Genomic DNA, 24,142 nt, shown 5'->3' with positions numbered 1-24,142 from the left:
CTCGCAAGGTTGTGATGACCTTGCGAGGGCGAGCTGTTTGATTTCGTTAGCTAAGCAATAAGATCACCAGCAGCTCGAACAGTACGAGCGTTATGATTTGGTTATACTGTGCTGGTGTATAGATAGGGCGATTCTGTCCGTGCGGATGCTGCCCGTATGGATGATAATGCGGATGCGGATGGTGATGGTGATGATGGTGATGACCATGCGGATGTACATAAATATAAGCATGGTGTCCGTCTACATGAACTAGCGTTCCTTCATGCTTATGTCCATCGATCGTTTGAACTTGTATGTGTTTGCCTATATGCGGATGCAAGGTGCTGTGAATGGCATGCTTCTTTTGCTGCAGGATCGGGGTGTGCGACGAATCTCCTTGATAAATGACTTGCGGTGTCGGCTGCACGTGCGGAACTTGTTGAAACGGGGTGCCCGGTTGAAGCTGCATGCCCGGAGTACCTTGCGGGCCTTGTTGATTCAATGGATTTGTATACATATTTAGCTCCTTTTTCGTACTGCTGCACGGAAACAGCAGGTCGTTTGCCTAGTTTTCACTTTAGACTATTCAACTGTACGAAAAAGGTGTCTAGGAGGCAGCAGCCTATGCCCCTCATTTTAACAAATAATGTTTAAATCCTTTACAGAACTAAAGGTAGGGATACCCATCCTAACAGAGAGCATATGTCGTCAGGTTTGTGTGTGTGACGAGGTCACAGAGCGGAGATTCCGCATGCATCGTGTGGTTGGGCCATTTGACAGGAACGTGGAAGATCTGGAAGTGCCATAGCCGGTTTGGAGTATTGAAATACCGCCTCGACTGCGATAGATCGTCTTTTTGCATGGGTGAGCGGAACGTAGGTGCGTTAAGAGGCGGCTTTTTCGGTTGTAGGGATATTTCGCGGAACTACCGTGCGTTATGAGCAGGAAATGCTGGGCTGTAGGCACTGTTCCGCTCATTTAACGCATCCTAGTTCCTCTTCAGGGGGAGAAAAGGGACATGAGCATGGAATAAGGCATCGTAGTTCCGTTCGATATCGCTGTACATGGTGAATAGGCGGTCCGGCAGTAGCTCCTCGGGCATGCGTTGTGCGCCGCCGCATGGCGGCTGTCACACGTATTCTTGTGAAGGAGACATGTGCTCGGAATCTTACAGGGGTGTTCATGGATAGGAATACCGAATCGAGGATCGGTTAGGGAAAAGAGAAGAAGGCAGCACAAAGCAGAACAAAAAGGCCAACCAGATAGTTCTGGCTAACCTGATAATACGAAAAGGGAATGGATATGGGGTGGAAAAGCTAGCGTCCGCCTTTAAAGTCGTGTTCGCGCTACCTTGTCCATGCAAGGAACACGACTTTAACAGCGGCTGGAACCCTATATCCTTTCCCCTCCTCATGCTCAAACGTGTGGGTTTGAAAAAGACTAATCCCGCTTAATAGTTACAGTACGCGTCGCGTCATCAAATCCAACCTTGCTGCCAAGATTCTCGGCAATGAAGCGAATCGGCACGAAGGTGGAGCCGTTATGAAGAGCGGCCGCGCTTTCTAATTGCTCAGACGTGCCGTTTACAGTCGCTGCTTGGCTACCGAGTGTTAGGACAATCGTTGTGCCGCTTAGCGCATCTGCAATCGTTACCTGCTTCAGCTCTCCGTTCCATTTCACCTCGGCTCCCAACTGTTCGGAGATGAATCTCACTGGCACCATCGTCGTATTGTCTGCATTGATAAACGGCTGCGGCGCTTCAGACGATTCACTGCCGCTATTTTGCAGTTGAAGATGGATTTCCTTCTTGGTCACTTTCAAATCGTCCTTCAGGAACTTGTAAACGGGGGATCCTTTTTCCAACTGATTCAGAAGGTTATAGATCGACGAAAGCTCCGCTCCCAGATTCAGAACGCCGCCGGAAACGTCTATGGCATCAGCCTTAACAGGTTTGTTGATGTTCCAAGTCTCACAAACGTAGGTTACTTTGAACGCGGCAATCCCTGATTTTGCATCAGTGACAGGCAAGCTGAGCTCGTATTGCTCTTTGCGGATTTGTTTGTCCGCATCGATGAAGAGGTCCACTTTCAGTGCGGATTGACTGTATAACAAAGATTTTGTTTGTATCCCGGCTATGGATAAAGGCGAAGTCGATTGAGCCATCTGATCCAGAGAAGCGGCGGCATCTTCTAGATACTGATGGATTGCTGAATAAACGAAGCCTACAGCTAATGATTTGTTTTTGATCAGGCTGGCCACGCCAGTTCCCTCCTGTTCATTGATCAAAGGCTGGAGAACGTCATACAGCTGGCTGATCAGGTCTTTCAAACCTGCTTCGTCGGCGAGAATGTTCTTGAGCAATCCCTTCAGCAGATCGGCGAGGTCACTGCCGCTTAGCTCTACATGGGCTTTTTGCAAAGAAAGAGACTCATTGTTAACAGGTTCGGTAACGGAAGTAACCGTCATATTTTTAGGATTAGCGGCATTGGCCAGCAGAAATTTAGTCAGTGCAGGTTGAATTTCTGCCACCTTCGTGCCGAGCTGGCTTTGAATTTCTTTGGGCAAAATACCAGCTGCCTTCTGAGTGGAGTTCGTGAACGGATCGAATACGATCGGCTTGGGAGCACCTTCCACTTTTAGGATGAGCTTGGTCCCGTCCATATTCAATTTGAATGGAATGGAGCCTTTGCTGTAAGTCAGCGCGCCGTCTGCAGACAAGTGCTGCGCGTCCTGCATAGCGGCATTGTTAATAGCCACTTTGACATCTTTGAGCGCGTTAAATAAAACTTTCTCTTCGGCGGATAGCGTATTTTTGGGATTCGTCACCAATTCCAACTGAAGACTGCCTTTGGAAGCGGCGGACGTCATGCTTGCACTATTTTGAATAGCTTGGGCAATATCTAGCCCTTGAACAGCTTGACAGCCCGTCAACGCGAAAAGCAGGGCTACCAATGCGGTGGACATCCACCAAGTGAATCTCTTTTTTTGCATGCTCGAATCTACTCCTTTTATTTTAATAGACGTATGAAGTGCGCTGAAAGTTTATACGCTTGTCGGGGAAGAACGATTCGCTGAAAGCAGCAGAAATTTTCAACAGGCGGACGGTTCTCCCTATGAGGGGAGCCTTTTTACTATGCAACCTTTCCGGTTATGGAGCGTCTATAAAGTAAGGTGTGTTAAATGTTGGAAAGGATGTTGATGGGATTCAGATGTGGAAGAAGACGGTGTTAGTCTCGGCGGTAGGGCTGCTCCTATGCGCCGCTTTAGTGCCTACAGGGATGTACGCAGATAATGATGTTCAGCTTCAGAAGCCGGACACGCTTCGGGTTCCTCCGATGATAACGCTGCTCGCTTCAACGCCTTTTTATAATAGTCTGGATGACTTGGATACGAAGCAAGAAGGTTTGCTAGCGCCTCAAGAGGGGGTCGTTGTGCTCGCAGGGCAGGTAGGCTGGTCGAGGGGGAAGAGCGTATGGAAAATACAAACCTGGCAAGGGGGAAAATATATTTCTCCAGACCCCTGGGATGTGGATGTTCCTGCGCCGAAGAAGCTTCTCTTATTCCAGGAAACCCCCATTTACGCATCGAAAAATGCTAAATTAAAGCCTTCGGCAACGCTGTCGCCGCAAGAAGTGCAGGTGGTGGGGGCTGAGAGCCAATGGTTCTATAGCAATAATGGCGATGAGGATTTGAAATGGATCCAGATCCATACGACTTGGCTTGGCGATCAGTGGTTGCAACTGCCTGTCAGCAAAATCGGTTATGTGAAGCCCGCGGATGAATATGCGTACTATAGCAGCGGTTGGATTATGCCTACACCGGAGTTTATTGCCAACACGTATCATCCTGATCGTTACAATGTTCCATTGGGTTTGAAGAATCAAATTGTGCATGTAACAGGCGAGTTCGTAACGCCGTACGATACGAATTATCAGATTCAGACGGAACACGGCCCCATGTATGTCACAGCCAAAGGAACCCCAATTAGCCAAACTACGGAGTCCACCGTGTTGAAGTCACAAACGCCATTGTTTAGCGAGCCCTTCGGTGATCGTACAACCATCACTACGATGTTAAGTCCGCAAACGGTATCTTCATTTGAAAAATTTACAGACATGAAGCTATATCATGTTCACACGGAGCTTGGGGACGGCTGGGTGGACCCCTATTATGCAGAGCCAGTGGATGCGAAGCCGACGCAAGTGTCCATTGAACTGAAAGGGGAAACACAGCTGTATCAGCTTCCTATGGATCGTTTATACATGAATGGCTCCGTGCTAACGAACCAAACCGTGAAGCCTAGCCAAACCTGGATTGATGACCAGCAGCATGTCTGGTACCAACTGCAAACGAAGGATGGAAATGCATGGTTCATGTTCAACCCGGGCACGGATCGTTTAGTGGAGCGCGATGGCGGTCCGCTTGCCCAGCTTACCTATGAAGGTTCGAATCTCGTGCCTGTAACCGTCGAAGGGGATCGGTTGTCGTATGGGGTTGATGTTGGTTATTTGAAAGGGGATCAGCCCTATCTCTCCGACATCTTTTTATGCCAATCCTTACAGTTCATTCTGGACAGGGAGAGTGTGCCTGATGCAGTAATCTTTACACATAAGGATGGCTATTCGTTTCGGATTTATAAGGGCAAGAATGAGGCAGTAACGTTCTGGAAAGGGGTGGAGCAGGAGAAAGTCAAGCTGCACGAAGCGCCAAACTGGACGGATGATCAAGTCTATCTTCATTCAGAGGATGCCAGCCTGTTAATGGGCGCTGCGGTTGATTGGTTTAAGAACCGAAGCAGGTTCTATCTGTTTACGGATGATTACCATGTGAATGGTTCTAACCTGCCGGCAGAAATCAAAGGCAGCAGCCTTCGCTTGGCGGCACATGTCTATGATCGGACAAAGGGATGGTATGAAGGCCAGCCTTCGCTTCGCCCGCACTTCGCGGTAACTAATCGTAGTCTGCCCGCAGCGACGCCAGCTTCGTTTGCCAAAGAAGAAGAAAAGGAAACATTGAGGTCTTGGTTTGCCGCTAATATTTTTGTTAAGTTCGAGCAGTCGCAGACCATTACGCTGCAACAAGGCAATAATCAGCTTCATGCTGCCATCCAGATAGGGAAGCGGATTTTATGGCAGCAGGACTATACAGTAACGGGTACAGGAGCAAGTGCAAGCTCGAGTCCGTGAAAGGTGTTTTGAAACGAAAGCGGGATGGGAACGTATTGAAAAAATAAGTAATTTTATCTTTAAAATGGCAAATGATTACGCGCAGGGAGGTGAGGCTCATGATGACATTGTTTGCGATTTGTTTCTTTGCCGGACTTGCGCTCACGCTGCTGATAACGCTATTTGGCGGCGATCTGTCGGAATTTCACGTGGATAGCGGAGCCGTGCACGCACATGCCGGACCATCATTTTTCAACCTTTCATCACTGCTCGCCAGCTTGACGGTATTCGGCGGTGTCGGTTATATGCTAGGCAGTGTAGGGATGACGAGCGTGCTGCTCATTCTGCTTATTGCGATTGCCGCCGGACTCTTGATCGGCTGGTTTTTCTTCCTCTTCTATGCCAAGGTCATCTATAAGCATGATCACAGCATGAAAGAGAGCGATTTTGACCTGCAAGGGCAGTTGGGCCACCTATCCGTCCCCATCCATGCGAAGGGTACAGGTGAAATGAAGTTTGTCCTGCAGGGGACCACGCGCTCCATCAGTGTAAAGTCCGAGCATGGAGAGTCGATCGGCAAAGGCGCGAAAGTCGTGATTTTGCATATAAACAAAGGTATTGCAACGGTCACTGAGTTTAACGAGTAACGAGCATGTTAGACAGGGAGGGCATTTGATATGTTAACCGTTTTGTATGGAGTTGCCGCTATTGTTGTTGTCGTTTTTATCTTACTGGCCTCAATTGTAAAAGCGTATAAGAAGGTCCCGCCGAATGAAGCGATGATCGTTTACGGTCTTGGTGGCAAAAGGGTCGTCCAGGGCGGAGGCACCTTCGTGATTCCCGGATTCCAGAGCTATAAGACGATTAGCATGATGCTGATGAGCTTCGATGTGAAGCCGGATCAGCCGATGTTCTCTCAGCAAGGGATTCGGCTCAAGATCGAGGCCGTCGCCCAGATTAAAATTCAAAGCGATCCCGTTGCCATTGCTACCGCATCCGAGCAGTTCCTCGATCATACGATGGTCGAACGGGAAACGATTATTTTGCATTCCGTAGAAGGCCATCTTCGTGGTCTTGTCGGGCAGTTAACGGTCGAATCTATCCTCAAAAACCCTGACGAGCTAAATAGTAAAATGCGTGAAACGTGCTCAGAGGATCTGGATAAAATGGGACTCAGCCTCATTTCCTTCGTGCTGAAGCGTGTAGCCGACGACCAAGGCTATATTGAGAATCTGGGCGTCCCCGAAGTGGAGCGCATTCGTAAAAGCGCAAGCATTGCCAAGGCCGAAGTGGAGCGGGACATCCAAATCCGGCAAGCCGATACGGAGAAAGAGTCCGCGATCCGCAAAGCGGAAGCGCATCAGCTTCGCATCGAGGCCGAAAGCGCCGCTTCTGCCAAGGAAGCACAATATCGCAAGGAACTCAGCATCAAAGAAGCGGAGTTCAAGCAAGAGACGACGAGCAGACAGGCAGAGGCCGACCTCGCTTATGAACTCAAGCAGAACCAGATTCAGCAGTCGCTTGTTACGGAACAGGTGAAAATCAAACAGATGGAAGCAGAAGCGAACAAAAACGTTCGCCAAATCGAGGTCGAGCTCAAGCAGAAAGAGCTTGAGGCGACTGTAATCAAGCCGGCTGAGGCCGAGAAGCAGGCGGCGATTATGCGCGCGGAAGTGAACAAGCAGCGGCAAATCCTTGAAGCGGAGGCTGAGGCGGAATCGACGCGCAAACGCGGGGATGCGACGGCCGAGGCGGAGCTCGCCAAAGGGAAAGCGAACGCGGAAGTCGTCCGTTTGGCCGGTATTGCCGAAGCGGAAGCGCTGGAGAAGAAGGCGGAGGCCTACAAGCAGTATACACAAGCGGCGGTTACGGTGGAGATCCTTCGTATGCTGCCTGAGCTGGCAGAGAAAATAGCGGCTCCGCTAAGCAACGTGGACAAAATCACGGTCATTTCACAGGATGGCGCGACCTCCGGCGTAAACCGAATTACAGGCGATATTACGAAAATGATCGCTCAGGTACCGGAAATTGCCCAGACCTTGACAGGGAAGACCGTAACGGATCTGGCGCGTGCATTTCTGGGCAAGGATAACGCGCTTATTCCCGCGAATCCGGATAAACCAACGGAGTAAATCTAGTTGAGGTGCTTCACTTGGATTTCAGGTGATCTTTTATAATGAGCAAGGGGAGCGAATTGGGGAATCGAAGGATGCGACAACCGAGCTGGCCGATGGCGGAGAACGGAAAACTGTGAGTTTAACTGTGGAAAGTGATGTCATCGATTATGCTTATGCAACGCTACAGGTGAAGACACTGTTCGGGAATGAGGTGACTGATTTGGAGCCATCTGCGCGCATGTCGATCACAGACCCGGCACATCCCGGGCTGCAGTTAGGAGCCAATCACGTTAGAAGAGATGGCATATTCAGCGTTATCCGTGGACAATACCAGCTCGACAAGACGTTAGGCCAGATGCTAATCAAAGGCAAGTTAATATTTATGGACAGCAAGGGCCTGGTGCTCGGCAGCGCACCGCTTCATATTCAGGCAGAAGCTAATCTGGAGGGAAAGGGCATGCTCCATGCGTTTGAGTGTGTCGTACCTCATGATGTAACGAATTATTCAAGTATCAAACTCGAAATTACGGATTGATTCATTAGTAAAGTGCCTGCAGTGATTATGCTGTGGGCGCTTTTTTGCTTTTGAAGCGGTTGAAAATCTACTGTGATCGACCAATTTGCTATACAATGATAACAACATCATGGCACATGTCAGCCAGGGCTGGCGTTATTACAGAAATGAGGAATTCATTGTGCATACCTACAAGCAGTTTCTTAGCGATTTGGTGCGAAATTATGTGTTGGGTTCCACCGCTGCGGTTATCGTTGTAGGCGGGGTCATTATTTCAACTACGCTTCGCATTTCAAATGCAGAGCTGGTTCGCCTATTTGCGATCATGATCGCCTCGCTCATCGTGATGATGGTTTCCGAATTCATTGTATTTCGTAGACAGTTGAAACCGATTCACAGAATGGTTCAGCAGGAAGTGCCTGATTTGGCTTCCATTCGGGAGGCCTATCTACAGACACATCGCTTTCCGGCTCTTTCTGTGAAACGCATTCTCGGGCCGCACTTTCTAGGCTTATCGATTCCGGCCATGCTCATGGCCATCACGGGCATACGGCTCGGCTGGTTGTCTTTGCCTTTGTTTTATGTGGTCCTGGGCGGCATCGGTGCTGTGCTGGTTGCAAGCATGCACGCCTTGCTGGAATTCTTCATGACGGCCAGAGCCATACGCCCCGTACTGCTCCACATTCGCGAGCTGGGGCGGCGCATCTATGGAGAAGACGTATCGCTCGATGGGCGAGTGATCGTGTCCATTCAGCGCAAATTTCAACTAAGCGCTTTCCTGATCGGGACGATGCCGCTTTTCTTATTCAGTCTGGCGACCCAAATTCGTCTAGTGACCCAGTCGGCGGGAATTACCTCTGAATACTGGAAGTGGGCGGCTATCATTTTGCTGCTTGGCGTAGGCTTCTCATCGCTTGGAGCGAGAATGCTAACCAAAGACATTCAGCAGCCGATCCAAGATCTGTACAGCGCAATGAAAGAAGTTCAGGCCGGCGATCTTCAGGTGCGGGCGTCTGATTTATATTCCGATGAATTTTCACGGCTAATCGCGGGCTTTAATCATATGGTGAAGGGTCTTGAAGCGCGCGAGCATATGAATAATCTGCTGCTTCAGAGTTACTTCAGTACCTTAGCGGCAGCGCTGGATGCTAGAGATGCCTATACGGCAGGTCATTCTCAGCGTGTAGCCAAGTATTCCCTCATGATCGGACGAGCTGCCGGGTTGAATGAACAGGAGCTCGATCTTTTAAACAAAACCGCGCTGCTTCACGATATTGGCAAAATTGGTGTCCGAGACGCGGTGCTGCTGAAGGAGGGGCGTTTGACCGAGGAGGAATTCGAGCAAATCAAGCTGCATCCGGTGCTGGGCGAAACGATCCTGAAACAAATAGAGCCTCCTGAGGCGATGGCTCCTCTTCTTCCGGGTGTACGCTCACATCATGAGCGCTATGACGGCAAAGGATACCCTGACGGGCTGCAGGGCCAGGAAATCCCTGTATTCGGCCGGATTATCGCGGTAGCCGACGCGTTCGACGCGATGACATCGGATCGCCCTTATCGCCAGGGGATGGTAATTGAGAAGGCGATGTCCATACTGGAAGAGGGGAAAGGGACCCAGTGGGACCCGGTTTTTGCCCAAATGTTCATTCACGCTCATGCTTCCTCATAACAAGAACGTAACGAATCACCGTATTTCGTGTGAAAAGTGCAAATGAATGGTATTCCGCTTCATGGGCAACCTGCGGATAAGCAGTATAATAGAGAAAAAGGCAGAGGAGGCTGGGGGATGGATTTGGATGAATTGCGCTATCCCATTGGACTATTTGAGCATGAGGGCGAGATTACACAGGAGCAGCTTCAACAATGGATGGCTGACATTGAGTCGACGCCGAGACGACTTCAAGAAGCAGTCGCTGGACTGACGGATGAGCAATTGGACACGTCTTACCGTCCAGGCGGCTGGACGGTGCGTCAGGTGGTTCATCACGTTGCGGACAGCCATTTGAACAGCTACACGCGTTTTAAGCTGGCATTGACAGAGGAGGAGCCGACAATCAGACCGTATTATGAGGATCGCTGGGCTGAGCTTAGCGACGGTAAGTCCTCGCCCGTGGGGTTGTCGCTTGCACTGCTGGATGCTTTGCACAGTCGTTGGATGATCCTTCTGAAGTCGCTGCCTGCCGAACAGTTGGCAAGAGCTTTCGTGCATCCGGAATCGGGCCAGACCATTCGTCTGGATTGGAACGTTGGCAATTATGCCTGGCATGGCAACCATCATATTGCTCACATTTTGCGACTGCGTGATCGCATGGGGTGGTAAATAGGGTGGCTCAGATTCAGGGAGATATTATCTTAGAAGGTCGAACTGTCACCTTGATTCCTATGGCTTCGAGCCATAAGGAGGCTTTATTCGAAGCAGTGGGGAAACCTGAAGTTTGGCAGTACACATGGGGACATCTGACTACTTTAGAGGACATCTCGGATGCAGTGGAACGGGCGCTAGCGCACCAACGGAGCGGTTCTCATATCCCCTTTGTTATTGTCGACAACGCCAGTGGGCGAATTGTCGGAGCAACGAGAATCGGCGACATGGATGCCGCCAACCGGAATGCGGAGATCGGCTGGACGTGGCTGTCCCCGGATGTGTGGCGGACGCGCGTCAACACAGAGTGTAAGTTTCTATTGCTATCGCATGTATTCGAACAGATGCATGTACTCCGTGTCCAGTTCTCGGTAAGCAGTTATAATCTGCGGTCGCAAAGGGCTGTTGAGCGCATTGGCGCCGTCCGCGAAGGGATTTTCCGCAAGCATAGAATTAAGGTGGACGGCACCATTCATGACAATATCTTCTACAGCATCTTGGATACGGAGTGGCCAGAAGTTAAAAGTAATCTACTCTATTTGTTGGAGACGAAATACAGTGAATAGTGTTTGTAGTGCTGATCTTCGAACAACTTCGAACAACAGGAGTTGCTTGTACTTTTTGTAGAGGGGAACTACAGGCCTCTATTTGTAGGAATCATTCACTTTGTTTGGAGTTGGCGGAACATGGGTGCGTTAAAGAGGGTAAATTTAGCTCTTGGATGGCAAATTCAACGGAATAGCGCACTGTAGTTCCTTCAATGCGCAATATCGGGCGCTTTTTGACAAAATAACGTACGCACGTTCCCCGAAATCTTATTACCTGGGGAACCTCCCTCCTTCAAATATCGAGAATCCCCCCTCAAGCTCAGGGGGGTTCTTCGGCGGCGCCCAATACATGGTTATAACGATAGTTATTCCATGTTAAGAAAATATGCAGGGCCAAGAGAGCTCGGCTGATGCCCTCGGGAAGTACCTTGCAGAGCGCCGGGCGTAGCATCGCTCCTCAAGTCAATACAAAGCAAAAACAAGCTCCAGACCCAAGGTCAATCCTGGGTTTGGAGCTTGTTCTTTTACTCCGTCTTGTCGTAGGACAAGTAATGGTCAACCTTGTCGATCCATTCCTGTACATAATGATCCGTAGCCCACTGTGCCATGACGAGTTGCTCCCCTGGCTGCAGGCTGACAGTCAACTGCGGCTCGCTGTTCGGCGCTTGCCCGTAAGGGTAGAAGTTGAGCTTGCCTTCTTCGAAGACGACGATCATATCGTTAAGCGGCGATGTTAGCGCATCGCTCGCATTCGGCCAAGAGGAGCGGATATCGCTCCACGAGCAGCAGAGCGTGTCGTGGTTAACGACTTTGTCCGGGAGGTCGCGCGGGAAATCGCGCAGCACATAACGATCCGGACTGGGTGAGTCGGAGCGAGTTGTCTCCGCGACCTTGCCAACCCAGCGGCCTGGCTCACGCTGGACGGTCCAGCTCTGGCCGGTGATCTCGGTGCGAATTTCAACGGGCAACGGTGGGATGGAGATGTTGTCCAGAACCTTGTTAATTGTTGTGCCATAAAGATCCGTGAGCGAAACATGGTTCTTGTCTGCCGGTTTAGTGTAAAACTGTGTGGTGTGGCCTTCTTTGAGCTGCGGCAGGGTTCGAACCCAAATGCGATTCGCTTGGTAAGGCGCGTTGCCGCCCCAAGCTTCTTCCGATTCCGCAATCGACAAGTACTGATTGCCAGCGAAAACGAGTGTTTCCACATGCGTGAGTTCTTCATCCGGATTATCGGTGAACGTTTCCTCTTTCACCGGTTGATCGGCCAAGTGGGCGGATAAGTAGTGATATTCGTCCGTTTTTGTTTTGTTGACGAGCGAATCGATTTTCCAGAAATTTTGCTTGTACGGCATGAGAATTCCGCTACCTTCAGACGTTTTCTGCAGCTTCCCGCGAACGGGGGCGATTAACATGGTCCGATAAGTACTGTAGCGGAGGGAGCTCAGCGTACGGTTGCTGTCCGTAGCTTCATGCTCCGTCCTGAGCCCGATCAGCAGTGCGGTGCTGATTGGTGCCGGGGAGGAGACAATAGCTTGCGCCTCCGCTTGAGCAGGGGTTTCAACCAGCGCAGCGGCATCGCTCTCCGTATGAATCGAGTCCCAGGGGAAGAGCATCACGACGGCTGCAACAACAGCGAGTCCTGAGAAGCACAGAAGTGGCTTTATTCGAGGTTTTGCCCGTTCCTTGCGATCGATCGCTTGCTCAATGTCCTTCTGAAGCCTGGATGTAAAGCCGGATTGTTGGAGCGGCCCGGATTCCAGTTCCTTATGTAAATCATCCGGATCAGGAGAGTTCACGCGCTTCACGCTCCTTCAGCCCGATCACCTTCAATCTGGCATGATGGAGCCTCGATTTCACAGTTCCCTCTGAGATGTTCAGAACAGCTGCCATTTCCTTCGTCGAGAGCTGATGATGGGCATGCAAAATCAAAATTTCCCGATATTTAGGAGGCAGGGAAATCACTTTTTTCCATATGTCACTAGCGTACAGCTTCTCCATGGCTTCATTTTCAGCAGATTGTGATGTTCCTGCAGATTGAATGAAGCCAACAAGGGTAACCTTGCGCCAGAATGCTTTGCGTAAATAGTCATAAGCGGTATTGCGTGTAATTGTCAGCAGCCAAGTCTTCACAGAGGCTTCGCCGCGGAAGGTCGTTAGATTGCGGTAAACTTTGAGGAAGGCATCTTGTGAGATGTCGTCCGCCAAATCCATATTACGGCATATGCTGAACGCATAATTCCATACATCGTTCCCGTAAGCATCCATCAAATTGCGAAGGATCGCTTTCTGGTCCGTTGTTTCGGATACGTACTTTAAATATTCAAATACATGGACACCGGTCGTCTCCATACTCTCACCTCTCTGAATTAGACGTTACATGTTAGAAAAAAGTTCGCCGCTCGACAAAATATTTTTTTGGAGTCACACTTGCTTATTGAACATCGTTTACATTGGCGAGGGATTCGGTTACGGGTATACTGAACACAGAGCTGCGATTGTTTTGGGTGCTAATCTGGTTATAACAAACGGCCTGTTTTCACAAAAAAGGAGCGTGGATTCATCTTGGATATTTCGGATATATATGACGAATATAAACCTTTGCTATTCTCGATCGCCTATCGAATGCTGGGTTCCGTCGCAGATGCGGAGGATATGGTGCAGGACACATTCATGAATGCGCAGCAGTTGTATCCGAATCAAGTGCATCATACCAAAGCCTATTTATGTAAAATGATTACGAATCGCTGTATTGACTATACAAAATCTGCACGCAAACGAAGAGAGCTTTATGTTGGCGAGTGGCTGCCAGAGCCTTTGCTCATTGATTCGGATGATCCGTTGCACGCGATCGAGCGGGATGAAACGTTCTCATACGCATTCATGGTTTACATGGAGAAGTTGACGCCAGTTGAGCGGGCTGTATTTATTTTGCGGGAAGCCTTCGAATATGACTATACGGAAATTGGTGAAATTGTCGGTAAATCGGAAGCCAACTGCCGCCAAGTTTTCAGCCGGTTGAGGCGAAAGCTTCGAGAAGAGGAAGCGCCTGCCGTTCATGCCAATGAGCATGCTTACGGCTTAGCACAGCAGTTCCTCCGTGCTTCAAGCACGGGTAACCTCGATGAGCTCATTCGCTCCTTGAGCGAAGATGTCGTTCTGTACTCGGATGGCGGAGGCAAAGTCTTGGCCGCATTGCGTCCAATTCTGGGGCGTGAGCGAGTTATCAAATTTCTTCACGGCATTCAGAGCAAGAGATCGGACGATGTTCAGTATCAATTGGTCAATATGAACGGTCAGCGCGGTATGATTATTAGCGAACATGGGCGCACGATCGCTGCGGTGAATATCGAGCTTGATGCGGAAGGGCGCGTGCAGCGTATTTTTTTCATGCGCAATCCAGATAAATTGCAGCTTCCGAATAGGGAGAAAGGTGTTGAGTAGGACGCGTGATCCTTTTCCTATATCATTCGGGAGTTCCCAGGATTATGGGTCTTTGTCCATAGAAATTACGGTGTGTCGAAATGTAGAGGAGAACGCCAGGCGCGGAGCGAATAAAAGAGAATGGTTTCGTGGCTTCCAATCGCCGCAGTTTCAGGGATTTCTTGACAAACGATGGTGTCAACACGCAATATGAAGGAAGAACACTGCCTACATTATCGGGCCCCAAGGAAGGAAGTACACCATGAATTTCGTTGAGCATGTCTGGGAACATCTACGATCCCGACACATTAACAATTATCCGCAGCCGATTGCATTAAATTTGGGACTTGTGTATACAGTGAAATTAGCCGATATGAAAACAAATCTGTTTTGGTTACCCTTCGAGTATACAGGGTTGGCCTACATCGATTTGGGGCAGCAGGTGAACATACATCCTTATTACAGAGGGGCTATTATCGAGGAAATTGAGCTTTCACGGGGGACTGACCTCCATAAGCCTCAAACGGAAGAAGCGCTCATCAAAGCTATTTACATGAAGAGCTGGGAGATGCACCAATTGCTTGGGCAGGAGAAATACGAGATGCTTCAAGGAACGGTGCCGGATTATTTGATGAAAATGATGTACATGGTCGACTGGCTTCGCTATTATAATTCAGTCAAACTGGTTGGAGCCGATCAACGAATCGGATAAACTGGTCCAAGATAAAAAGCGCATGTGGCTGCAAACCGCATGCGCTTCTTTCTTTGCCAGAATGTTTAAATCCATTCAGAACTAAAGCGTTAGGGACCCCCTTTCTAACAGAAAGCTTATGACGTCAGGTTTGAGTGTGTGTGACGAGCTCGCTGAGCGAGCGGAGAGATTCCGCGCGCATCGTGCGGTACGGGCATTCGATAGGATGGATGTAGAAAATCCGGAAGTGCCACAGCGGTTTGGATCGTTGAAATGTCGCGTCAATCTGCGATAGATCGTCTGTTTGCACGGGTGAGCGGAACGTAGGTGCGTTAAGAGGCAGTATTTTCGGTCGTAGGGACATTTCGCGGAACTACCGTGCGTTATGAGCAGGAAATGCTGGGTTGTAGGCACATTTTCGCTCATTTAACGCACCCTAGTTCCGCTTCAGGGGGGAAAAAGGGGTTTTACTGTGGAATAAGGCACCGTAGTTCCGTGGATGCATGGGTTTAGACAAGGACCTGAGGCACAGCCTCACAGCCTCAGGTTATTCTTAAGCAGTGAAATCCAGCTGCTCGGCAAGTCATGCCTATGGCTATAGTCCTAGTGTGTGTAGTTCCAGCTTATCTTTAATTCTAGGCATCTAGCAGGTTTTCAAAGCTTGGCAGAAGGCTTATCCTTGGAATGGCGCATAATTTCGCTAAAAAAATCATGGAGAAGCGGAGAGACATAGATGTTTAGACTTAAGAAATGGATAGCGCTCGCAATGATATGTTGCGTAATGTCTATTGGTGTCGTGGAGGGGGAGGCTGAAGCTGCGGGTTTTGCAGACGTGCACGGACATTGGGCGGAGCAGACGATCGGCCAGATGGCGCAGCAGGGGCTGCTGGATGGATTTCCAGATGGCACCTTTCGACCGGATGATTCTGTTACAGCGGATCAATTCATCAAAATTGTTTTGTTAGCCTTTACCGATATGTACCCGAATGGCGAGCGAAAATGGAAGCCTGCGTTTTTGCAAGCTTTGAGCAGCAGCAATCAAGGCATTTTACAGCAGGATTACCGCGATTTTACGTTTAAACCCAGTACCGTTGGTTATTGGGCAAAGCCTTACTTGGATTTGGCCAGTGACCTCCATTTCATGACGAAGGGTCAATTCAAGGACTATAAAGCGAAATTGAAACGCGAGGATGTCGCTGAGATTTTATTTTATTTGCTCAAAGAAACCGAGTATTTGGAAGATGAAGTGTACAGTATGAAAACCGCTTCCCAATTTGGGGATTACCAAAGCGCGTCAGCCAGACAGCAGAAATTCATTGGCGAAGCGATGACGAAGGGAATCATGGAAGGATACCCGAACGGGTATTTTGGTGTTGGGCGATTCGTCACTAGAGCGGAAGCGCTTCAGATTATTGCCCGTTTACAGACGAAAGAGAAGCGGGTAACCGTAAACAACGTCAAAGAATCGTTCATTAAGGTAGTTCCGACGAAAGATGGCAGCTACAAGAAATTGGTTTTCCCGGATCAGCGCATGCTGCAAGCCTATGAAGTGATGGAAGAAGCCGGTAAGCTGCGAGGTACGAACTATGATCTGGAAGAAACGACGCTGCGCTTGTTTCGGGATGCGGAAGCGAAGAGCATAGCGGTCGGCGGTGCGACCGAGGAAGCGCGATATAGCAATGAAGCCTCTCTGTGGCTCGATCCGCAGTTCTTGACCTATGGGGTGACCGTTCGTCTCGAAGAAGGCACGCTTGCTCGTAATCAGGAAAGCATCCGCAAATTTACGGATTTCTTGTTCGGTTATGATGCAGACATTTTCAATCGCCAATTTTCGGAAGCTTGCGACCGCGTTGCGGCAAAGGGCGTTTTGGAAACGACCACCAAGCAAATCGGGAATTACGCGGTAGAGGCACGTTTGGAGCCTGACGGGAAGACGCTTGTCTTTTCAATTATTCATTCCTAATATAATTTGGCTATGTTAAATCCAGATGTTGATTTTTACGATAAGAAAACCGCCTCGTTGAAGAGGCGGCTTATTGAGCTCCCTCAGTACAATTCACTTTTCTTACGAATGCTCGCTTATTCGCAGGATATCTCCCTTATCAAAAATACAGAATGAAAGTAAGAGAGCCAGTGTAGTTGACCAGGACAACATGAAGGCGTGAGGAAATAGAGGGGGAGATTGTAACCCTATATTCTTCCATATACTGCACGTATTCTCCACGCCGCCCCTGGAGGTTTTCACTCCCATGTCTCAACGGGTCTCTGCCCTCTCATTCCTTCGTTACGCCTGTCCAAGGGGTGGAGGCCGGTCTTGCTATCGTTACGGGTCTTTGCCCTTTGGTTCAACCGGTAAAACCTGACGCTGCGATATGGCACCCCAATGGTACATGGATGTATACAACTGCAAAATGGTTTGTTCTTGACCCCCATGTGGATTTTGAGCCGAGGCCATCGCACTAACGACTTTATTTGCGGTTTTGCCGGTAAACCAGATTCCGCCCGTCGTATCTAAGAATTGCTTAATCTGTGAAGGGACATTACCAAATCGGGTTGGCGTACTGAAAATAATCGCATCCGCCCACACATCTTACCATATAAGGATGCCTTACTCCCCGAACCGCTGCACACAGCAGCAGTCACGGGAAGACATTAAAGTTATCAGATGATTCAGTCATTCGCATTGGGATTAGAGTTTACAGCTCCGATTATTGTATCGCTGAATATTTCGTCGGTGATAAAATCGTATTGGCGACTCTTAGTGTTAGAGCACCATTCTTCTCTGACGCTACACGACCGGCAATCCATTCGGGATCGCTAAAAAAGGAAGCCCACGCTCGTTCTCGATGAGAGAGATCTTCGAATTCGCAAAGATAAACGAGTTTTGGATTTTCACCGACTACGACATTCCAGTATCCCAGCGCTTTTATCCCATGTTTTTTAAATAGGGGCTCCGTCACTTCCTCAAACCGCTTGTGTAAATCGGCAGATTTGCCTGGAGCTATTGTATATTCACGCCATTCATGTATCATTCTAAATCCCCTCTCAAACCAGATTTTGATTGGATATATTGACTGTTTCTAGTACGACATCAATTCTAAATCAATGGAATATGTTTGGGCAGGTTTTTGTTCCAATGATAACGTAGACTGAACTTTCACTCACAGATTAAGGCTTGATGCTGTACTAGTCTCTATACCGTATCACATGATTTGTATACAATTCTTCATTGTAGAGAAGTTCTTGTCCATGTGAAGAACTGAGCAGTGTGGGTTTGATTTCATCAATAATTGCGGCGCTATCTATGTTCTCGTTGATGTCAATGCTAAAACTTCTAATGGGTGGATGTAAATCCTCCTTACCTGTAATAAAGAGATCTCCTGTTAAAAGTACATTATCCAATTCATGATGGTAGATGACATGCCCCGGTGAGTGCCCAGGTGTTAGATAGTATTGGATAGGTAGGTGTGCAAGTGTTTGCTCTGTTAATGGCAGAACCCTATTGGCCACCCCTGTATTTTCAAGAGTATTGAAGTTCGGATAGGGTGCTTCTCCATTGATATAAATAAGTTCTTTCTGATGTGCATAAATAGGAAGGTTAAACTTCTCTAACCACTTTGCAGCACCTTGAATATGATCACTGTGGCCATGGGTAAGTAAAATTGTTTTTGGAGTACCAATAGCTGTGGCAGCCTTCATTTGAGCATCTACTAATCCTTCTAGACCTGTATCGATGATATACACATCATCATGATCTTTAATTAACCAGGTATTAACAGGGATATGAATAGGTTCAGTGACTACAGATTCGCATTTATATACATGTTCGGATAGTTGAATCAGGTTCATGTTAAGCACTTCCTTTTAGTATGGTTTGGAATTTTTGATATCGTTTTTGATTACATTAAAAATTTTCAATGGCAATTTTACCAATAACTCTGCCCGTTTCCAGCAATGAATGAGCTTTTCGTAAATTCTCTGCATGGATAGGGGAAAGACGTTCGCTTAGGGTAGTTCTTATCTTTTTACTATCAATTAAATCAGCTACTTCGTTCAAGAGTGTGTGTTGTTGAATCATGTCCTCCGTTTGAAACATAGATCTTGTAAACATGAACTCCCAAACAAAGGTTGCACTTTTGTTTACGATCGATGGCATATCAAGCTGCCCGTCTGCAATGATGGAACAAATTGTTCCTTGGGGTGCAATCGCATTCGCCATGTTTACCCAATGCTTAGCTGTTGTGTTAAGACAAAGAATGTACGGAACGGTTTCATATCCTAACTGCTTTAATTGGGGGACGAACTCTTCAAAGTGGTTGATGGTGTAGTCAACCCCTTGTTCTTTTGCCCAAGCCACGGAATCAGGTCTGGAGGCAGTTCCAATAACGGTCAGTCCGGCCCATTTTGCTAATTGGACGGCTATAGATCCAACCCCACCTGCAGCTCCAATAATAAGAATCGTTTTATTCTTATTTTCGTTGGGTTCACGACTAATGTTCATACGTTCAAACAATGCCTCATAAGCAGTCAGCGTTGTTAATGGCAGGGCAGCAGCTTGTGCAAAGTCTAAAGATTTCGGCTTTTTCCCTACAATCCTTTCGTCAACAAGATGGAATTCACTATTACCCCCTTGCCGAGTAATGTCACCAGCGTAATAAACCTCATCACCTGGACGGAATAACGTGCAATCTGGGCCAACTTCTTCAACAACACCCGCTACATCCCAGCCTAAAATTTTTGGGGTTTCTTCAACCTTTTCTTTAGGTGATCGAACCTTATAATCAACTGGATTAACGGCCACAGCTTTTACACGAACGAGTAGATCTCGGCCAGTTGCAACTGGCTTTTCAATTTTTAGATCCAACAAACTTTCTGGGTTTTCAATAGGCAAATAACGATGCAAGCCGACAGCCTTCATAGTTTCCATAGTTCATTTCATCCCTTCATCTAGTTATTTAGAGTTGTTCAACGGTATAAAAATGTGAGTTGGTTACCGTTCGTGTTCCAACTTCTGTTATAATAATGCAGGAAGTTATTTTATGTAAGTACGCACAATTTTGTTGTATAGTGTACTTTTTTATACTAAGACTTGAATGGAGGCAAACAAATGAAAAGTATTAATAATGAGTACCCATCTTGTCCTGACCCCCGCGGATGTCCAGTAGAAACCACATTAGAAGTGGTTGGAGGTAAATGGAAGGGCATCATTTTATATCATTTATTATCAGGGACAAGGCGCTTTAATGAATTTCGCAGGTTAATGCCAGATATCACACAGCGAATGTTGACCCTTCAGCTTCGTGAATTGGAGGATGGTGGGGTAGTACACAGGGAGATTTATAAAGAGGTTCCGCCAAAGGTTGAATATTCGTTAACGGAGTTCGGTCAGACCTTAGAACCCATTATTAATCTCATGAGAGACTGGGGGTTGAGGTATAACGAGGAGATTGCAAACAAAAGGGATATGTTAGTAAAAGTGGAGTAACAAATTACTTGCGTCACTCGATCCAGTTACAGAGTTACAGGGCTCACGAGTGGTCTGGCTGAAATTAAGCTTCATAATAAGAGCACCTCCTTGATGGTGTTGGGTATTTACCCGTCGACAAACCCATCATACCGAGGCGCTCTTTTTTTGACAAAGCCCATTTCTTAGGCTATAAGGAATGTTTAGTTCAATGATTAAGACACACAATTCAGCATGATAATAACGATAAAACCTGATTAATTGAATCTATTTGATATAACGGTTCATCATATCCTTCAAGTCAGAACTGCAAAAAGTAGATAAGCTCTCGCTTACCATTATCGTTTAACATAGCCAATAATTTAAAAAACCACTTCCTCTCCAATTAGGGCGGAAGTGGTTTTTTGTATGGAAACCGGTATCGTTATACGCTCTTAAAAGATTGAATCGCTTGCTCCAGACTAGCTGCCGCCTCTGCGGATTCAGGTATCCACCGGTTTGAGCGAACGGATAGAACGATTTGCCTCAGCAGATCCTCCGGCATATCCACATCACTTGATTTCGCTGTAAAAGCTGTGATGAGTTGCAGCTCAGGCACGACAAAAATACGCTGGCCGCCTGATCCAGATGCATAGAACATATCGTATCTTCTGGTATCGCCCTCAAAACGTCCCCGATTTAAAGCTTTGATCCACCAATAGTACCCATACCCGCCTCGCGTACCATCTCTATAATTAAGATATGCGCGTTGGGTCAGCGATTCCTTGATCCATTCATTCGGGAGTACGGTTGTTTGATCCCAGACGCCTTGCTTCAAATACAACAAACCAAGCTTGGCCATATCGCGAAGGGTCAATGCCAACGCCCAAGCCCCGATAGTGTAGCCCTGAGGGTCATGGTTCCATTTCGCATCCGTTATGCCTAGCGGCGCGAATAAGCGAGATTTGGCATAGTCAAACAGCGTTTCGCCAGTCGCTTTCTGCATCACAGCGGATAGCAGGTGCGCGTCTCCGTTGCTGTAATTAAAAGCTGCGCCTGGCTGGTGGATGGAGGGGTGTTTCCATATTTGCTCAATCCAGTCATCTGAGTACATCATCTCCGATGAGGATTCCTCCTGATCGTCTTTCCATTCCAATCCTGATGTCATAGATAGCAGGTGATGAATGGTAATCGTTGATTGAACAGGATCTTTCGTGATTTCCGGGAAAAAGTCAGTGAGTTTACGATGAACGCTATTTATTTTTTGTTCAGATACAGCGATGCCTATAAGGGCGGAATTCACGGATTTGGTGACTGAACGCATATCCTGGGGGATATCGGCTTGTGTATGTTTGTTGTAAGCTTCAGCCACTACATAACCGTTGCGGATGATGATGAGGCTTTGCACATTGCGGTCCTGGAATGCTTCAAGAGTCTCAGCAATCGCGGCTGAGTCCATCCCTTGAGATTCTGGTGTAGCCGATCTCCAGCCGTTCGTCGGCCAGTAGAAATCGTTTGCAGCTTTGTTAGTCGCTGAGGGTGAGGGCAACGATTGTCCGGGGGTGCTCCCGACGCTATTTTCGCCATTCCCTGACGCGACTGGTAGTGATAAGGCGATTCCACCTCTGACACGTTTCTTCTTTTTATTATTCATACGAATGGTATCCTTTCAGAAGTAAACTGATCAAAAAGAAGCATACTCCTTAATTATGAAAAAAATATAGCGTAAACCTTAAAATAACCTAAATTTTACCTGAGTATATACTTAAAATTGAACATTTCGGACACAAAATATATAAACTTCCCTAAAAACGTACATACAAGTTTTGTGAATCAACCTTTTTCACGTTACATATAGATAACATGTACGTACAAGTGTATAATGAAGATCATCAGGACATTTTATCGGAAGGTGTTGAGCGCAGTTGCTGGAAAAATTGAAGCAAGCAGTTTTGGAAGCGAATCTGGATTTGCCGAAATATCAGCTCGTCACGTTTACATGGGGGAATGTTAGCGGCATCGATCGCGGGCAGGGACTCGTCGTCATCAAGCCAAGCGGGGTGCCATACGAAGAACTGAAGGTTGATGATCTTGTTGTCGTTGATTTGGAAGGAAAGATCGTTGAAGGGAAACTGAAGCCTTCCTCCGATACGCCAACACATTTGGCGCTTTACCGGGCATTTCCCACAATCGGCGGCATCGTGCATACGCATTCTTCCTGGGCGACGACATGGGCGCAAGCTGGCCGGGGCATTCCGGCGCTTGGCACCACCCACGCTGACTATTTCTACGGCGAAGTGCCATGCACGCGGCTAATGACGGAAGCGGAGATCAAGGGCGCTTACGAACTTGAAACGGGCCATGTTATCATTGAAACGTTCGAGGGCAAGGATCCATCCATGGTTCCTGGTGTGCTGGTCAACTGCCACGCGCCTTTCAGTTGGGGCAAAGATCCGCACCATGCAGTTCATAACGCGGTTGTGTTGGAAGAAGTTGCGAAGATGGCTTATCGCACGTTTCAGTTGAATCTGTCGATACCAGCTATGGATCAGATACTGCTCGATCGCCATTTTCTGAGAAAGCATGGAGCAAACGCCTATTACGGGCAAAAATAATAGCAAAGGGGCGGTTGGCGATGAAGCCGGCTGCCCTTTTGCTTTTGGCGTGGGAGATAGGTTCTGATATGATAAACATGTTTAAGTGCAATAGATTTTTTGGGGAAGTGAGATGATTATCGTGTTTACGAAATCAGCATATGAAGGATCTCGGGCCGAGCAATATCAACTGCTCATTAAGCAAGTCGAGGCATTAACGCATGATGAACCGAATCGAATTGCGAATCTAGCCAACGCTTCGGCGCTGCTGCAGCAATTTTTGAACGATATTAACTGGGTGGGTTTTTATTTAATGGAGGGGACTGAGTTAGTTCTAGGGCCATTTCAGGGCCTTCCGGCGTGTGTGCGCATTCCCCTTGGCAAAGGCGTCTGTGGAACGTCGGCGCTGCGCCAGGAAACTATTCGTGTCGCGAATGTTCACGAGTTCCCTGGCCACATTGCCTGTGATGCGGCATCGCAATCCGAGATTGTGATCCCGATTGTCAAAGCGGGCGAGCTCATTGGCGTGCTGGATATAGACAGCCCAATTCTAAGCCGATTTGATGAAGAGGATCAGCACTATTTGGAGCAGTTCGTCGCGGCGCTGGCGGCGAGTATGTAGCGGTTTTTGCGAATTGATTTATAGAAAATCCACATTTTGAATGAGCCCGTGCTTCTTGGCTTCGACAACGGCTTCGGACCGCGAGCGGACATTTAATTTCTCGAAAATACGCGATAAATGATACTCAACAGTACGCTGGCTCATGAATAGAAGACTGGCGATATCTTTATTGCTTTTGCCGAGAGCAACCTCTTGAAGGATCGTTTGTTCCTTCTGATTAATGGAGGTGTGCTCCATCGATTTGTTGGTATCTGGAGCGGCCAGCTTCAAATCCATTCTTCGCAATTGCTTCAAAAGCATCGTCGGAATAACCGACTCCCCGCGCAATGCACAGCGAATCGATTGAACCATCTGCTCCCAGGAAGTAGCTTTGCTGATAAACCCGCTGACGCCGGCTTCCATGAGCATATTAAAGTTGGGGGCTATTTCGAACCCTGTATAGATGACGATCAGCGCATCGGAATTGATGTCGAGTATCCGTTTCGTCAGCTCAAGTCCATTAATAACAGGCATATTTAAATCGCAAAGCATGAGGTCAAATGCAGCCCCATTCGCTAACAGCTCAAGGGCTTCCATCCCGCTGGATACGACAGTAACCTGCAGATCGCCCTCCTGCTCAAGGCGGTTCTTGGTGCCCTCACCGACAGAGGGATGATCATCTATCAGCATAATGGAAATCATGCACGT

General features: G+C 48.0%; 22 protein-coding genes and 1 pseudogene. 13 read left to right on the top strand and 10 right to left on the bottom strand.

The features are described 5' to 3' along the window. Nucleotides 1-46: 46 nt before the first annotated feature. Entirely contained in the window at nt 47-496 is a 450-nt protein-coding gene (locus ABRS97_RS17985) for a hypothetical protein (RefSeq protein ID WP_367816173.1), read from the bottom strand. A 923-nt stretch (nt 497-1,419) separates the two neighbouring features. Next, nucleotides 1,420-2,970 carry a copper amine oxidase N-terminal domain-containing protein gene (locus tag ABRS97_RS17980; protein WP_367816172.1) on the bottom strand — a complete coding sequence of 517 codons (1,551 nt, stop codon included), beginning with the start codon at nt 2,968-2,970 and terminating at the stop codon, nt 1,420-1,422. Nucleotides 2,971-3,188: 218 nt separating this feature from the next. Here ABRS97_RS17980 and ABRS97_RS17975 point away from each other — a divergent pair, with 218 nt between their 5' ends. The 7 genes from ABRS97_RS17975 (at nt 3,189) to ABRS97_RS17945 (ending at nt 10,703) form a co-directional block, all read left to right on the top strand. Beyond that, the gene (locus tag ABRS97_RS17975; protein WP_367816171.1) at nt 3,189-5,165 is read left to right on the top strand and encodes a hypothetical protein; all 1,977 of its coding nucleotides are present in this window, start codon (nt 3,189-3,191) and stop codon (nt 5,163-5,165) included. 98 nt (nt 5,166-5,263) lie between these two features. Continuing rightward, nucleotides 5,264-5,791, top strand: a complete 528-nt coding sequence (locus ABRS97_RS17970; RefSeq protein WP_367816169.1) for an NfeD family membrane protein — start codon at nt 5,264-5,266, stop codon at nt 5,789-5,791. 30 nt (nt 5,792-5,821) lie between these two features. Beyond that, complete coding sequence (locus tag ABRS97_RS17965; protein WP_367816167.1) at nt 5,822-7,276, top strand: flotillin family protein; 1,455 nt, start codon at nt 5,822-5,824, stop codon at nt 7,274-7,276. A 31-nt stretch (nt 7,277-7,307) separates the two neighbouring features. Then, complete coding sequence (locus ABRS97_RS17960; RefSeq protein WP_367816166.1) at nt 7,308-7,796, top strand: hypothetical protein; 489 nt, start codon at nt 7,308-7,310, stop codon at nt 7,794-7,796. Nucleotides 7,797-7,905: 109 nt separating this feature from the next. After that, complete coding sequence (locus ABRS97_RS17955; protein WP_367816163.1) at nt 7,906-9,444, top strand: HD domain-containing phosphohydrolase; 1,539 nt, start codon at nt 7,906-7,908, stop codon at nt 9,442-9,444. A gap of 117 nt (nt 9,445-9,561) precedes the next feature. Further along, nucleotides 9,562-10,095, top strand: a complete 534-nt coding sequence (locus ABRS97_RS17950) for a YfiT family bacillithiol transferase (protein ID WP_367816161.1) — start codon at nt 9,562-9,564, stop codon at nt 10,093-10,095. 5 nt (nt 10,096-10,100) lie between these two features. Then, on the top strand, nt 10,101-10,703 hold the full coding sequence (locus ABRS97_RS17945) for a GNAT family N-acetyltransferase (protein ID WP_367816159.1): 603 nt from the start codon (nt 10,101-10,103) through the stop codon (nt 10,701-10,703). Nucleotides 10,704-11,209: 506 nt separating this feature from the next. Here the strand turns inward: ABRS97_RS17945 and ABRS97_RS17940 are convergent. Then, nucleotides 11,210-12,481 carry a hypothetical protein gene (locus tag ABRS97_RS17940; protein ID WP_367816158.1) on the bottom strand — a complete coding sequence of 424 codons (1,272 nt, stop codon included), beginning with the start codon at nt 12,479-12,481 and terminating at the stop codon, nt 11,210-11,212. Beyond that, a complete protein-coding gene (locus ABRS97_RS17935) occupies nt 12,468-13,034 on the bottom strand; it encodes an RNA polymerase sigma factor (protein ID WP_367816156.1) in 567 nt (188 codons plus the stop codon). The genes ABRS97_RS17940 and ABRS97_RS17935 overlap by 14 nt, the downstream gene beginning before the upstream one ends. A gap of 213 nt (nt 13,035-13,247) precedes the next feature. Between ABRS97_RS17935 and ABRS97_RS17930 the strand changes: the two genes are divergently transcribed. The 3 genes from ABRS97_RS17930 to ABRS97_RS17920 all read left to right on the top strand — a co-directional run bounded on the left by ABRS97_RS17930 (nt 13,248) and on the right by ABRS97_RS17920 (nt 16,759). Further along, nucleotides 13,248-14,126 carry an RNA polymerase sigma-70 factor gene (locus ABRS97_RS17930; RefSeq protein ID WP_367816154.1) on the top strand — a complete coding sequence of 293 codons (879 nt, stop codon included), beginning with the start codon at nt 13,248-13,250 and terminating at the stop codon, nt 14,124-14,126. 241 nt (nt 14,127-14,367) lie between these two features. Beyond that, nucleotides 14,368-14,817, top strand: coding sequence for a hypothetical protein (locus ABRS97_RS17925; protein ID WP_367816153.1), 450 nt, complete (start codon nt 14,368-14,370; stop codon nt 14,815-14,817). A 712-nt stretch (nt 14,818-15,529) separates the two neighbouring features. Continuing rightward, nucleotides 15,530-16,759: an S-layer homology domain-containing protein gene (locus ABRS97_RS17920; RefSeq protein WP_367816151.1), complete on the top strand. Its 1,230-nt coding sequence runs from the start codon at nt 15,530-15,532 to the stop codon at nt 16,757-16,759. Nucleotides 16,760-17,167: 408 nt separating this feature from the next. Here ABRS97_RS17920 and ABRS97_RS17915 read toward each other — a convergent pair. The 4 genes and pseudogenes from ABRS97_RS17915 to ABRS97_RS17900 form a co-directional block, all read right to left on the bottom strand. After that, nucleotides 17,168-17,380: pseudogene (locus tag ABRS97_RS17915) on the bottom strand (NAD(P)H-dependent oxidoreductase); the annotation flags it as partial. Nucleotides 17,381-17,504: 124 nt separating this feature from the next. Continuing rightward, the gene (locus tag ABRS97_RS17910; RefSeq protein ID WP_367816150.1) at nt 17,505-17,828 is read right to left on the bottom strand and encodes an NIPSNAP family protein; all 324 of its coding nucleotides are present in this window, start codon (nt 17,826-17,828) and stop codon (nt 17,505-17,507) included. A 154-nt stretch (nt 17,829-17,982) separates the two neighbouring features. Then, a complete protein-coding gene (locus ABRS97_RS17905) occupies nt 17,983-18,645 on the bottom strand; it encodes an MBL fold metallo-hydrolase (protein ID WP_367816148.1) in 663 nt (220 codons plus the stop codon). Nucleotides 18,646-18,700: 55 nt separating this feature from the next. Continuing rightward, nucleotides 18,701-19,723 carry a zinc-binding alcohol dehydrogenase family protein gene (locus tag ABRS97_RS17900; RefSeq protein WP_367816147.1) on the bottom strand — a complete coding sequence of 341 codons (1,023 nt, stop codon included), beginning with the start codon at nt 19,721-19,723 and terminating at the stop codon, nt 18,701-18,703. A gap of 180 nt (nt 19,724-19,903) precedes the next feature. Between ABRS97_RS17900 and ABRS97_RS17895 the strand changes: the two genes are divergently transcribed. Continuing rightward, nucleotides 19,904-20,281 (top strand): winged helix-turn-helix transcriptional regulator, encoded by a 378-nt coding sequence (locus ABRS97_RS17895; RefSeq protein WP_367816145.1) that lies wholly within the window; start codon nt 19,904-19,906, stop codon nt 20,279-20,281. Nucleotides 20,282-20,684: 403 nt separating this feature from the next. Here the strand turns inward: ABRS97_RS17895 and ABRS97_RS17890 are convergent, their stop codons facing one another. Beyond that, a complete protein-coding gene (locus ABRS97_RS17890; protein WP_367816144.1) occupies nt 20,685-21,893 on the bottom strand; it encodes a serine hydrolase domain-containing protein in 1,209 nt (402 codons plus the stop codon). A gap of 271 nt (nt 21,894-22,164) precedes the next feature. On the opposite strand from ABRS97_RS17890, the gene araD reads away from it, so the two are divergent. Further along, nucleotides 22,165-22,854: an L-ribulose-5-phosphate 4-epimerase gene (araD, locus tag ABRS97_RS17885; protein ID WP_367816142.1), complete on the top strand. Its 690-nt coding sequence runs from the start codon at nt 22,165-22,167 to the stop codon at nt 22,852-22,854. Between the two features lie 121 nt (nt 22,855-22,975). Then, entirely contained in the window at nt 22,976-23,455 is a 480-nt protein-coding gene (locus ABRS97_RS17880; RefSeq protein ID WP_483312476.1) for a GAF domain-containing protein, read from the top strand. 18 nt (nt 23,456-23,473) lie between these two features. Here the strand turns inward: ABRS97_RS17880 and ABRS97_RS17875 are convergent, their stop codons facing one another. After that, nucleotides 23,474-24,136 carry a response regulator gene (locus tag ABRS97_RS17875; RefSeq protein ID WP_367816138.1) on the bottom strand — a complete coding sequence of 221 codons (663 nt, stop codon included), beginning with the start codon at nt 24,134-24,136 and terminating at the stop codon, nt 23,474-23,476. Between the last annotated feature and the right edge of the window lie 6 nt (nt 24,137-24,142).

Origin of the sequence: Paenibacillus tabacirhizosphaerae (assembly GCF_040812395.1) — a bacterium.
Lineage (GTDB): Bacteria > Bacillota > Bacilli > Paenibacillales > NBRC-103111 > Paenibacillus_E.
This window is presented reverse-complemented; position numbering and strand designations above follow the sequence as displayed.

What these genes read in the sequence shown, in the direction of transcription:
- ABRS97_RS17965 (WP_367816167.1), top strand. Translation starts at nt 5,822, where the DNA reads ATGTTAACCGTTTTGTATGGAGTTGCCGCTATTGTTGTTGTCGTTTTT.
- ABRS97_RS17980 (WP_367816172.1), bottom strand. Translation starts at nt 2,970, where the DNA reads ATGCAAAAAAAGAGATTCACTTGGTGGATGTCCACCGCATTGGTAGCC.
- ABRS97_RS17900 (WP_367816147.1), bottom strand. Translation starts at nt 19,723, where the DNA reads ATGGAAACTATGAAGGCTGTCGGCTTGCATCGTTATTTGCCTATTGAA.
- ABRS97_RS17935 (WP_367816156.1), bottom strand. Translation starts at nt 13,034, where the DNA reads ATGGAGACGACCGGTGTCCATGTATTTGAATATTTAAAGTACGTATCC.
- ABRS97_RS17895 (WP_367816145.1), top strand. Translation starts at nt 19,904, where the DNA reads ATGAAAAGTATTAATAATGAGTACCCATCTTGTCCTGACCCCCGCGGA.
- ABRS97_RS17925 (WP_367816153.1), top strand. Translation starts at nt 14,368, where the DNA reads ATGAATTTCGTTGAGCATGTCTGGGAACATCTACGATCCCGACACATT.
- ABRS97_RS17920 (WP_367816151.1), top strand. Translation starts at nt 15,530, where the DNA reads ATGTTTAGACTTAAGAAATGGATAGCGCTCGCAATGATATGTTGCGTA.
- ABRS97_RS17975 (WP_367816171.1), top strand. Translation starts at nt 3,189, where the DNA reads ATGTGGAAGAAGACGGTGTTAGTCTCGGCGGTAGGGCTGCTCCTATGC.
- ABRS97_RS17890 (WP_367816144.1), bottom strand. Translation starts at nt 21,893, where the DNA reads ATGAATAATAAAAAGAAGAAACGTGTCAGAGGTGGAATCGCCTTATCA.
- ABRS97_RS17985 (WP_367816173.1), bottom strand. Translation starts at nt 496, where the DNA reads ATGTATACAAATCCATTGAATCAACAAGGCCCGCAAGGTACTCCGGGC.
- ABRS97_RS17875 (WP_367816138.1), bottom strand. Translation starts at nt 24,136, where the DNA reads ATGATTTCCATTATGCTGATAGATGATCATCCCTCTGTCGGTGAGGGC.
- ABRS97_RS17950 (WP_367816161.1), top strand. Translation starts at nt 9,562, where the DNA reads ATGGATTTGGATGAATTGCGCTATCCCATTGGACTATTTGAGCATGAG.
- ABRS97_RS17970 (WP_367816169.1), top strand. Translation starts at nt 5,264, where the DNA reads ATGATGACATTGTTTGCGATTTGTTTCTTTGCCGGACTTGCGCTCACG.
- ABRS97_RS17955 (WP_367816163.1), top strand. Translation starts at nt 7,906, where the DNA reads ATGGCACATGTCAGCCAGGGCTGGCGTTATTACAGAAATGAGGAATTC.
- ABRS97_RS17910 (WP_367816150.1), bottom strand. Translation starts at nt 17,828, where the DNA reads ATGATACATGAATGGCGTGAATATACAATAGCTCCAGGCAAATCTGCC.
- ABRS97_RS17905 (WP_367816148.1), bottom strand. Translation starts at nt 18,645, where the DNA reads ATGAACCTGATTCAACTATCCGAACATGTATATAAATGCGAATCTGTA.